We start from the raw sequence: 11,732 nt of genomic DNA, 5'->3' as shown, positions 1-11,732 counted from the left end.
ATCAAGACGTCCTCAGCAACAGCCAGGCGGTGGCATGGGTGGTCGACGTGGAAGTGGTGAGAAGCCAAAAGACATCAAAAAAGCGCTCGGAGATCTAGTCAAATATGTGAAACCGTGGTATCCTGCGATTATCATTGCGGCGCTTGCAGCCTGTGGTGGCGCCTATCTGACCATCATCGGTCCTGATAAACTCTCAGAAATCACAAATAAAATCATGGAAGGTCTGACAAAGAGCTTCATTCCAAAAGGGATGCCTGGTCACGGCGATATTGATCTGAAAAAGATCACGTCGATTGGTCTTGTCCTAATCTCGTTTTATGCGGGATCTGCGGTGCTTAGCTATATTCAAGGCTTTATCATGGCGACGGTCACACAACGCACGTCTAAAAAACTGCGTCATGACATTTCTGACAAGATTAACAAGTTGCCCTTGCGCTATTTTGACAGCCATCCCTATGGTGATACGCTGTCGCGCGTGACAAATGATGTGGACACGATTGGTCAAGCTTTGAACCAATCTGTCGGCAGCCTCGTGTCAGCTCTGACATTGTTTATCGGCTCTATCATCATGATGTTTAAGACCAACGTTCAAATGAGTCTGACCGCCATTGGCACGACGGTTATCGGTTTTGGTCTGATGATGCTCATCATGGCAAAATCACAAAAATTCTTTAACGCACAACAAAATGGTTTGGGCGAAGTCAATGGCTTTGTCGAGGAAGTTTATACAGGCCATAACATGGTCAAGGTTTCAAATGCCGATAAAGCCAAACAAGACGAATTTGACGAAATCAATGAGCGACTCTATGACTCAGTCTGGAAATCACAGTTTCTATCTGGTCTGATGATGCCACTCATGCAATTTGTCGGGAATTTCGGCTATGCGGCAGTTTCACTTGTCGGTGCCGTGCTTGCTATTGATGGCAAGATTAGCTTTGGTGTTATCGTTGCCTTCATGGTTTATATCCGCCTGTTCACGCAACCCTTGACGCAAATCGCACAGGCCGTGACGTCAATGCAATCTGCAGGTGCTGCGTCAGAACGCATCTTCTCATTTTTAGCAGAAGATGAACTTGAAGACGAAACTGGCAAAGCCTCAACGATTGACAATCCAAAAGGCGCAGTTGCTTTTGACAATGTTCACTTTGGCTACAACGCAGATCGTGTGATTATCAATGACTTCTCAGCTAAAGCTGAACCTGGTCAGAAAATCGCAATTGTCGGCCCTACAGGTGCTGGTAAGTCAACCATGGTCAATCTGCTCATGCGTTTTTATGACACAAACTCAGGCAGCATCACGATTGACGGGACGCCTATCAAAAATATCACGCGAGAAGCGGTGCATGATCAGTTTTCAATGGTGCTACAAGATACGTGGTTGTTTGAAGGAACGGTCAAGGAGAACTTGATATATAACCAAACAGGTATCACAGATGCACAGGTCATCGCAGCAGCCGAAGCAGTGGGCGTTGACCACTTTATCAATACGTTGCCAAATGGCTATGACTCACTCATCAAAGATGCTGAAGAATTGTCAGTTGGCGAGCGTCAGCTCTTGACCATTGCCCGCGCGCTCCTGAAAGATGCGCCAATGCTCATTCTCGATGAAGCAACGTCATCAGTTGATACACGGACAGAAGAACTGATTCAAAAAGCGATGGACCGACTGATGGAAGGTCGTACAAGTTTTGTCATCGCACACAGATTGTCAACAATCAAAAATGCCGACTTGATTCTCGTGATGAAAGATGGAGACATCATCGAAAGTGGCAACCACGATACGTTGCTTGCTGCAGATGGTTTTTACGCAGGGCTCTATAATTCACAGTTTGAAAGTGTTGCTTAAGCTAAAAATGACTTTGTTTTATATAAACAAAGTCATTTTTTTGATTTATTCAGAAATGCTTGACAAAAACGTTATTTATGTATATACTAAATTAATAACGGTTAGAAAACGTTTACATTCGATATTTTTATTTCAATTCATCAAGGTCTTTTAAGTTTTAAAAAGGGGACCATTACTAGAAAGAGTTCACAAATGAATAAATTTATGGATGCACTTGGCGCAAAAATCGCACCAATTGCTGCAAAAATCGGAGGAAATCTGTATCTGACAGTTCTCCGTGATGCTTTTATGATGAGCTTTCCGCTGACCATGTTCGGCTCGTTCATCGTCGTATTTAACAACTTGCCATTTTGGCCAGACAGTTTAAAATCAACTTTTTCAACACTCTTTGGCAATGGTCAAAACGCAACGATGTCAATCTTGACAGTCTTTGTGACAATTGGTGTCGGTTATTATTACTCAAAAGCCAAAGATGTTGAAGCTATATTTGGTGCCATTGTTGCACTTGCGTCATATTTGATTTTAACGCCATTTTTCGCAGTATTTGACAAAGTCACACAAAGCGGTCTATTGACATTGGATCGTTTGGGTGCTAAAGGGATGTTCCTTGGAATTATCAGTGCTTTTATCGCTGCTAAACTTTATGTTTTCCTCGTTCAAAAAGGATTTACAATCAACATGCCTGACGGTGTTCCACCAGCAGTTTCAAAATCATTTTCAGCGCTTATTCCAGTTATGGGTACACTTTTTGTATTCCTAATTGTAAACGCTCTCATGGTTGGCGTATTTGACACAAACTTGCATGACGTCATCTACGATGTCATCCAAAAACCATTGACAGGTATCGGTACATCGCTTCCAGGTACAATCGTTGCGGTTTTCTTGGTTCAGTTCCTATGGTTCTTTGGTCTTCACGGTCAAGTTATCGTAAACTCAGTATTTGAACCGTTTTGGCAAACAAACGCCCTTGAAAATGCTGACCTGCTGAAAAAAGGCGGTTCAGCATTGCGTGACCATGGTCATATCGTTACAAAATCATTCATGGATACATTTACCGTGAGTCTCGGTGGTTCAGGCTCAACTCTGATCGTTTTGATCCTCATCCTTGCCATTGTCAAGAAAAAACAATATAAAGAAGTAGCGCGTCTTGGTCTTGCGCCAGGTATCTTTAACGTAAATGAACCCGTTATCTTCGGGATGCCGGTCGTTATGAACGCCTCACTCTTTATCCCGTGGATCTTGGCGCCAGTGGTATCTGTTATCATCGCCTATGCAGGCTTTGCAAGTGGTCTTGTACCGCTCACAACAGGGGCACAAGTACCGTGGACAATGCCAGTATTGATCTCAGGTTTCCTAGCAACTAACTCAATCATGGGATCCGTACTACAATTAGTTCAAATGATTGTAATCGGTATTATCTGGTTGCCATTCCTGAAAATGATCGATAACTCAGCAGAAATTTAACGGGGGATAACATGACTGAAAAACTCAAATTTCCCAAAGATTTTTGGTGGGGAGCTGCAACTAGCGGTCCCCAGACTGAAGGCCGTTTCAACAAAAAACACGCCAATGTATTTGACTATTGGTACGAAATCAAGCCTGAGCTATTTCATAACCAAGTAGGCCCAGACACTGCTTCAAACTTTTACAATTCGTATAAAGAAGACATCAAACTGATGAAAGAAATCGGTCTGAACTCTGTTCGCACGAGTATTCAGTGGTCTCGTTTGATTGACGATTTGGAAACAGGTAGCGTTGATGCCGATGCGCTTAGATTTTACAACGATGTGATTGACGAGTTTATCAAAAATGGCATCCGTCCGATTATGAACCTACACCATTTTGACTTGCCGGTAGAGCTTCTGCGTCAGTACGGCGGCTGGGAAAACAAGCATGTCACAGACCTATATGCCAAGTTTGCAAAAACGTGTTTTGAGTTATTTAGTGACCGTGTCAAGGACTGGTTTACTTTTAACGAACCAATGGTTATCGTTGAAGGAGGGTACCTATACGATTTTCACTATCCGCAGATTATTGACGGAAAAAAGGCCGTCCAAGTGGCCTATAATCTGCAGTTGGCAAGTAGTAAAGCCATTGCAGAATTTCGTAAAGTGGCAGCAAAAGATGCCAAAATTGGTATCATTCTAAATCTAACACCGCCATACCCGGCGAGTGATGAGTCAGAAGACCTCAAGGCCAGCCACATTGCCAATCTATGGAAAAATCGTTTGTTCATGGATGCTAGTGTACACGGTGAATTTCCAGCTGAACTCGTTGACTTGCTAACAAGTGAAGACGCCATCTGGACGTCAACACCTGAAGAACTTGCACTGATCAAGGCAAACACGATTGATTATCTAGGTGTGAATTTCTATCACCCTGATCGCGTGTCACGGCCCGAGTTTTCAACCAATAGCCTTGCCGTTGACTGGATGCCAGATAAGTTCTGGAAAGAGTACCACATGCCAGGACGCCGCATGAATCACGACAAGGGCTGGGAGATTTATCCCAAAGCCATGTACGACATTGCCATGGACGTCAAAGAAAACTACAAGAATATCCCGTGGTTTGTCTCTGAAAATGGGATGGGCGTGAGCCGTGAAGAACGATGGATGGGTGAGGACGGTGTGATTCAAGACGATTATCGCATTACCTTTATCAAAGAGCATCTTTACTGGGTTCATAAAGGGATTGAAGAAGGGTCAAACTGTTTTGGCTACCATCTCTGGACGCCGATTGACTGCTGGAGTTGGCTAAATTCCTATCGTAACCGATATGGATTTATCTCAAACAATATCCACACGCAGGTCAAAACAATCAAAAAATCTGGTCATTTTATCAAAACGGTCGCTGAAGCCAATGCACTCGATATTGACATTGAGATTGAAGAGGCTGATAGTTACACCAAAATCACAGGCTTATAGAGGAAAAGCAAGCGCCTACGGGCGTTTTTTGCTATAATAAAGGCATGATAGAAGCGTACTTCAATATTTTTGCCATATTTGCCATGATGTTCGTGGGCTATTTTTTGTCCTATAAAAAGTGGTTTGACAGTCACACAGCAGATGTTTTTTCAAAGATGGTGCTTGCACTTGCACTGCCTTTTGAGATGTTTATCACGATTACACAAAAATTTTCTAAAGCTGAGTTTATCCATCTGATTGGCGGCATCGTGGTGCCCGTCCTGTCAATGATTATCGCCTACTGGGCTTCTAAAGCTGTCGCCAAGTTACTGGGCGTGAAAAGCTCACGTTTAGGGACTTTCAGCACCATGTTCACTTGCAGTAACACGATTTTTATCGGTTTGCCGATCAATATTGCTGTTTTTGGTAGTGCGTCAATTCCTTATGTTTTGATTTACTATATCGCAAATACCACGTTTTTCTGGACTTGGGGTGTCTATAAGATTGCGCAGGATTCGCAAACATTTGCAGGGCTTGAAGAAGCGCCAGTACCACAAAGTTTCGGGCTCTTGGCAGGTTTAAAGAAGGTTATGAATCCTGCTATGCTAGGATTTACTATTGGTATTATCTGGCTGCTGATAGGTATCAAAGTGCCGCTTGCTCTGGGGAATTTTGCAACCTATATCGGTAATTTGACAACGCCATTATCTATGTTTATCATCGGAATTACTGTTTATTTTCTAGGTATCAGAACGCTCAAGCTAAACAAGGCGATTGTCGGTGTTCTGATGGGGAGATTTATCATCTCGCCTTTGATCATCGTTGTTCTGACGCGTTTTATTCACATTCCGGATCTGATGGTAAAAGTGTTTTTTATCCAGTCGTCAATGCCAATTCAAAATTCGGTGCCAATTTTAGCACGGCTATATCATGCTGATGTCGAGTTTGCGACGTCAACGCTTGGCTATACGGTTCTATCGTACTTAGCAGTTGTGCCTGTTCTACTTGCTGTTTTGCAGTGGCTATAAAAAAATATCCGGCTGATTTTTGGCCTGATATTTCTTTATAATTTTTCATTGACAAATCTGACGAAATGATTCCACATAACCTTGACAGAGTTACTGCGAGGAACGGCTGATGTTGCCGTCAGATAGAATTTTTCCCCGTCAGAACCAGGGAGATAGCCTAGCTTATCTTTGATATTAAATGTCACTTTGACGAGTTTTTGATGTTTGGTGATAGCAGCAGTGACGTCAGCGCCTTGTTTTTTACTAAAGCTGAGGGATGTCTTGCTGTCAGATGCCATTGGCACAACCGTCGAAAAGTTGTCAGAAGGCAGGACGTTGACGCTAGTTTTTTGTCCGTCAAGGACCGTCAGCTTGGTTGGGGCTTCGGGAACGCTCATTTTGACGTCTTTGTTAGCAATGATGCGTGCGGTCCAAGTTCCGTAGACATAGTTCATGAGGCCACCTGTTGCAGTGAAACGGGCGTAGTCATCGGTGTCTGCACCATCAGCGTTTAGCACCACTGTGATTATTCGGAAGTTATTTTGCATGGTTGTTGCGACAAAACAAGCACCGGCAAATTCGGTCGTTCCCGTTTTGAGACCATCCACACCTGCACGAGCAGCAGGTAAGCCAGGGAGCATGTAGTTATAGGTCGCAAGGGTTTGCTCTGAAGCACCGCCCTTGTCAAAAGTTTCTGTTGCTTTTTTGGTTGTTGCAAGCGTGTCTGGAAAGTCGCGGATCAGGTGCTGTGCAACGATGGCGACGTCTTTGGCTGACAGCTCATTTTCAGCTGTTTCTGACGAGCCTGGATAGATATTTTTGCCTAGAACGCTATTGTTTAGGCCGGACGCATTGACGAGCTTGGCATCCGTGATGCCCCAGTAAGCGAGCTGCGACTTCATCATATCGACAAACTTGGGCTCAGTACCACCAACTTTTTCAGCCAGGGTAATGGCAGCGGAGTTAGCAGACTGGATCATGGTAGCATTGAACAGATCTCGGATTGAAAAACTCTCGTCTTTGTCATTGACAGCGATATTTGACGCCTCAGGATTTTGCGTCAATTCGTAAGCATAGTCGCTCATCTTAACCTTATCATCCCAGTGTAGCGTTCCTTTTTTGATGGCGTCGAGCGTCAGATAGGCCGTGATGATTTTGGTAATGGAGGCAATCCCCATGGCTTTGTCAGCATTTTGTGCGTAGAGGATTTTACCACTATCAGAATCAATGGCAATGGCAGCCTTAGCAGGCGTTTCGTAGACATCATCAGCAGAAACAAAGGCAGTAACCGGCGTGAAAATCGCACCAAAACAAATAATCAATAGTAAACATATCTTTTTCATAGTTTAAATTATAACAAAAAAGCAAGGTTTTGTCTGAAAAATCTAGGCTGGAAAAGAAAAATTTGACATTTATCAAAAAACATGATAAACTATAAGACGGTACTTTTTCATTTGGTCAAACAAAAGGAGCATGCTTGAAGATGGCAACATCTCTAGCATGTAAGTATCCAAAACTTCTTGTCGGAACTTGGCGTAAGCGACCATATACCGACGCAACTAAACGAAAAAACGAAAGGAATGCTTTCAAGATTATTACCGCTTATTGACTTTTAGTCAAAATAGTCTTTTGGAAGCAAGCAAGAAATGCCTACTATTAACCAATTGGTTCGCAAACCGCGTAAATCAAAAATCGTTAAATCAACAGCACCAGCATTGAACGTTGGCTTTAACAGCCGCAAAAAAGTTCAAACGAAAACAAACTCACCACAAAAACGTGGGGTTGCAACTCGTGTTGGGACAATGACACCGAAAAAGCCCAACTCAGCTTTGCGTAAATTCGCACGTGTGCGTTTGTCAAACCTGATTGAAGTAACAGCCTACATTCCAGGTATCGGTCACAACCTGCAAGAACACAGCGTGGTATTGCTCCGTGGTGGCCGTGTAAAAGACCTTCCAGGGGTACGTTACCATATCGTTCGTGGTGCACTTGATACAGCTGGTGTAACAGATCGTAAACAAGGTCGTTCTAAATACGGTACTAAAAAACCAAAAGCATAATCGAAAGGAGATAGATTAAATGCGTAAAAATCGTGCACCAAAACGCGAAGTTTTGGCAGATCCACTTTATAACTCAGTAGTCGTTACTCGTCTCATCAACCGCGTTATGCTTGATGGTAAACGAGGTACTTCAGCAAGTATCGTTTACGGCGCCTTTGAACAAATCAAAGAAGCGACTGGAACAGAAGCTATCGAAGTTTTTGAACAAGCAATGGAAAACATCATGCCAGTTCTTGAAGTTCGTGCTCGCCGTGTTGGTGGGTCAAACTACCAAGTACCCGTTGAAGTACGTCCTGAACGTCGTGTGACACTTGGTTTGCGTTGGTTGGTAACAATCGCCCGCAAACGTGGTGAACACACAATGCAAGATCGTCTTGCAAAAGAAATCATGGATGCAGCTAACAACACGGGCGCTGCTGTCAAAAAACGTGAAGATACTCACAAAATGGCAGAAGCTAACCGTGCGTTCGCTCACTTCCGCTGGTAAGATTTTCTTAATTCTAAAACCACATTATTATCAAGTTATCAGATTTAACTCTTGAAAACTAACATAAACCTAAAACACTAGGTGGGCAACCTGCCTATCTAGTGTTTTTAGACGGAATGTGATAAAATGAGATGTAATACCAAGTAATTAAATAACATTAACTCAGTGAAGTCCCTAAAAGCAGGAGATTTTACAAGAAACAATTAGGAGACCTAAATAATGGCACGCGAATTTTCACTTGAAAACACTCGTAACATCGGTATCATGGCTCACGTCGACGCTGGTAAAACAACGACAACAGAACGTGTACTTTACTATACTGGTAAGATTCATAAAATTGGTGAAACCCATGAGGGTGCATCACAAATGGACTGGATGGCGCAAGAACAAGAACGTGGTATCACAATCACATCAGCAGCAACAACTGCTGCATGGCATGACACACGCATCAACATCATCGACACACCAGGTCACGTGGACTTCACAATCGAAGTACAACGTTCACTTCGCGTACTTGATGGTGCTGTAACCGTGCTTGATGCGCAATCAGGTGTTGAACCTCAAACTGAAACTGTTTGGCGCCAAGCAACTGAATACGGCGTACCACGTATCGTATTTGCGAACAAAATGGATAAAATCGGTGCAGACTTCTTCTACTCATTGTCTACACTTCATGATCGTTTGAATGCAAATGCTCATCCAATCCAAATTCCGATTGGAGCTGAAGATGACTTCGAAGGAATCATTGACCTTGTTACAATGCGCGCTGAAGTCTACACAAATGACCTTGGTACTGACATTCTTGATGAAGAAATTCCAGAAGCATACCGCGAGCAAGCTGAAGAATGGCGTGCTAAATTGATTGAAGCTGTTGCAGATACTGATGAAGACATCATGATGAAATATCTGGAAGGCGAAGAAATCACAGAAGCTGAACTTAAAGCAGCTATCCGTAAAGCAACAATCAACGTTGAGTTCTACCCAATGCTTGCAGGTTCTGCCTTCAAAAACAAAGGTGTTCAAATGATGCTTGACGCAGTCGTTGACTACTTGCCAAGCCCAGTAGACGTTCCAGCTATCAAAGGGATCACACCTGATGGCGACGAAACTGATCGTCCTGCTGATGATTCAGCGCCGTTTGCTGCCCTCGCCTTCAAAGTTATGACTGACCCATTTGTAGGACGTTTGACATTCTTCCGTGTTTATTCAGGTGTCTTGTCAGCTGGTTCATACGTTTTGAATGCTTCAAAAGGCAAACGCGAACGTATTGGCCGTATTTTGCAAATGCACGCAAACAGCCGTACTGAAATCAACGATGTTTACTCAGGTGACATCGCTGCCGCTGTTGGGTTGAAAGACACAACAACTGGTGACTCGTTGACAGACGAAAAGAATCCAGTGATTCTTGAATCTATCGAATTTCCAGAACCCGTTATCCAAGTCATGGTTGAACCTAAATCTAAAGCTGACCAAGATAAAATGGGTGTTGCCCTCCAAAAACTTGCCGAAGAAGATCCATCATTCCGTGTTGAAACAAATATTGAAACTGGTGAAACACTGATTGCTGGTATGGGTGAGCTTCACTTGGATATCCTCGTTGACCGCATGCGTCGTGAATTTAACGTTGATGCAAATGTCGGTGCACCACAAGTATCTTACCGTGAAACATTCCGCGCACCTGTGACACAAGCCGAAGGTAAATTCGTCCGTCAATCAGGTGGTAAAGGTCAATACGGTCACGTTTGGGTTGAGTTTACACCAAACGAAGAAGGTAAAGGCTTCGAGTTTGAAAACGCAATCGTCGGTGGTGTGGTACCACGCGAATACATCCCAGCCGTTGAAAAAGGTTTGGAAGAAGCAATGCAAAACGGTGTCCTTGCTGGCTACCCACTTGTTGACGTGAAAGCTAAACTTTACGACGGATCATATCATGATGTCGATTCAAATGAAACGGCTTTCCGTGTTGCAGCATCATATGCGCTTAAAGCAGCTGCACCAAAAGCTAATCCAGTTATCCTTGAACCAATGATGAAAGTTACAATCACCGTTCCTGAAGACAACTTGGGAGATATCATGGGTCACGTAACAGCACGTCGTGGACGTGTTGAAGGTATGGAAGCGCATGGTAATAGCCAAATCGTTCATGCTTTTGTACCACTTGCTGAAATGTTCGGATACGCAACAACATTACGTTCATCTACACAAGGCCGCGGTACCTTCATGATGGTGTTTGACCACTACGAAGATGTACCGAAATCAGTACAAGAAGCAATCATCAAAAAAAATCAAGGTTAATTTCTAGAAATTTCCGAATATTAAAACACGTTCAAGTTTAATTGTTCGTGTTTTTTTGTTATAATGAGGTATAAAGTCTCAAGGCAAAATCTTTGGATGTTTGAGAGGAAAAAAGAGGACAAGGGTATGAAAAGAAGTGAACGTTTAGTTGATTTCACAAATTATTTACTAAATCACCCCAGAAAATTGACAACGCTATCATTTTTTAGTGAACGTTACAAGGCAGCAAAGTCATCCATTTCAGAAGATTTGGTGATTATCAAACGCATTTTTTCAGAAACAGAAGTTGGGTCAGTTGAAACATTTGCGGGTGTTTCAGGTGGTGTTGTATTTACGCCAGGCATTTCTGACGAAAAATCACGAGAAATCGCACTTGAAATTACAGATCTGATGAAAGAAAGCAACCGCATTTTACCGGGTGGCTATATCTACCTATCTGACATTTTAGGGAGCCCGAAAAATTTAGATAAGATTGGGAAAATTATCGCCCATGAATATGTTGGCAAGCAGATTGATGCTGTCATGACGATTGCGACCAAGGGAATTCCGATTGCCCAAGCGGTCAGTGAAATCCTTGATGTACCTTTTGTCATTGTCAGGCGCGATCCTAAGGTTACAGAAGGCGCCACGCTCAATGTCAACTATATGTCAGGCTCAAGCTCAAAAGTCGAGAACATGACCCTTTCCAAGCGTTCCCTTGCCCCTGGACAGCGTGTTTTGATCGTTGACGATTTCATGAAAGGCGGAGGCACACTCAATGGTATGAAATCGTTAGTGCATGAATTTGATTGTCTGCTCGCGGGCGTTGCTGTTTTTGCAGAAGGACCATTTAAAGGCGAACGCCTAATCTCGGACTATAAGTCGATCTTGAAAATAGATGATATTGATGTTGAAAATCGTTCTATTGTGGTTGCTCTAGGGAATATTTATTCTGACTAAAAGCCCTTTGTAAGCTACCAAAATAAAAAAATAAAAAAGGTGAAGAAAGTAGTTGACAGGGGTGAAGTAATTTGATAAGATATTAAAGTACTCAATTCGAGGAGACGAACGATTGAAAGAAAAATAAAAAAACTTTCAAAAAGTAGTTGACAAGGAGCGGAAGTTCTGATAGAATTAAGTAGTTGTCTCACAAGA

At 42.9% G+C, this 11,732-nt stretch carries 9 protein-coding genes; 8 read left to right on the top strand and 1 reads right to left on the bottom strand.

The genetic code is table 11. From position 1 onward, the window contains the following. Positions 1 to 34: 34 nt before the first annotated feature. The 4 genes from Hs20B_RS08835 (at position 35) to Hs20B_RS08820 (ending at position 5,777) form a co-directional block, all read left to right on the top strand. The gene (locus tag Hs20B_RS08835; RefSeq protein ID WP_371863854.1) at positions 35 to 1,846 is read left to right on the top strand and encodes an ABC transporter ATP-binding protein; all 1,812 of its coding nucleotides are present in this window, start codon (positions 35 to 37) and stop codon (positions 1,844 to 1,846) included. Between the two features lie 192 nt (positions 1,847 to 2,038). After that, the gene (locus tag Hs20B_RS08830; protein WP_172357680.1) at positions 2,039 to 3,310 is read left to right on the top strand and encodes a PTS sugar transporter subunit IIC; all 1,272 of its coding nucleotides are present in this window, start codon (positions 2,039 to 2,041) and stop codon (positions 3,308 to 3,310) included. An 11-nt stretch (positions 3,311 to 3,321) separates the two neighbouring features. Further along, on the top strand, positions 3,322 to 4,770 hold the full coding sequence (locus Hs20B_RS08825) for a glycoside hydrolase family 1 protein (protein ID WP_172357678.1): 1,449 nt from the start codon (positions 3,322 to 3,324) through the stop codon (positions 4,768 to 4,770). Between the two features lie 44 nt (positions 4,771 to 4,814). Continuing rightward, positions 4,815 to 5,777 carry an AEC family transporter gene (locus Hs20B_RS08820; RefSeq protein ID WP_172357676.1) on the top strand — a complete coding sequence of 321 codons (963 nt, stop codon included), beginning with the start codon at positions 4,815 to 4,817 and terminating at the stop codon, positions 5,775 to 5,777. A 35-nt stretch (positions 5,778 to 5,812) separates the two neighbouring features. Here Hs20B_RS08820 and pbp3 read toward each other — a convergent pair whose 3' ends face one another. After that, the gene (pbp3, locus tag Hs20B_RS08815; RefSeq protein ID WP_172357674.1) at positions 5,813 to 7,099 is read right to left on the bottom strand and encodes a D-alanyl-D-alanine carboxypeptidase PBP3; all 1,287 of its coding nucleotides are present in this window, start codon (positions 7,097 to 7,099) and stop codon (positions 5,813 to 5,815) included. Between the two features lie 303 nt (positions 7,100 to 7,402). Here pbp3 and rpsL point away from each other — a divergent pair, with 303 nt between their 5' ends. The 4 genes from rpsL (at position 7,403) to purR (ending at position 11,537) form a co-directional block, all read left to right on the top strand. After that, entirely contained in the window at positions 7,403 to 7,816 is a 414-nt protein-coding gene (gene rpsL / locus Hs20B_RS08810; protein ID WP_172357672.1) for a 30S ribosomal protein S12, read from the top strand. Between the two features lie 19 nt (positions 7,817 to 7,835). Next, complete coding sequence (rpsG, locus tag Hs20B_RS08805) at positions 7,836 to 8,303, top strand: 30S ribosomal protein S7 (protein WP_003140269.1); 468 nt, start codon at positions 7,836 to 7,838, stop codon at positions 8,301 to 8,303. A gap of 219 nt (positions 8,304 to 8,522) precedes the next feature. After that, positions 8,523 to 10,598 (top strand): elongation factor G, encoded by a 2,076-nt coding sequence (fusA, locus tag Hs20B_RS08800; protein ID WP_172357670.1) that lies wholly within the window; start codon positions 8,523 to 8,525, stop codon positions 10,596 to 10,598. 126 nt (positions 10,599 to 10,724) lie between these two features. Continuing rightward, a complete protein-coding gene (purR, locus tag Hs20B_RS08795) occupies positions 10,725 to 11,537 on the top strand; it encodes a pur operon repressor (protein ID WP_172357668.1) in 813 nt (270 codons plus the stop codon). The last annotated feature ends 195 nt before the right edge of the window (positions 11,538 to 11,732 follow it).

It is taken from the genome of Pseudolactococcus insecticola, from assembly GCF_011170065.1.
GTDB lineage: Bacteria > Bacillota > Bacilli > Lactobacillales > Streptococcaceae > Pseudolactococcus > Pseudolactococcus insecticola.
Note: the sequence above shows the minus strand (reverse complement) of the source record. Positions and strands in the feature narration are given on the sequence as shown.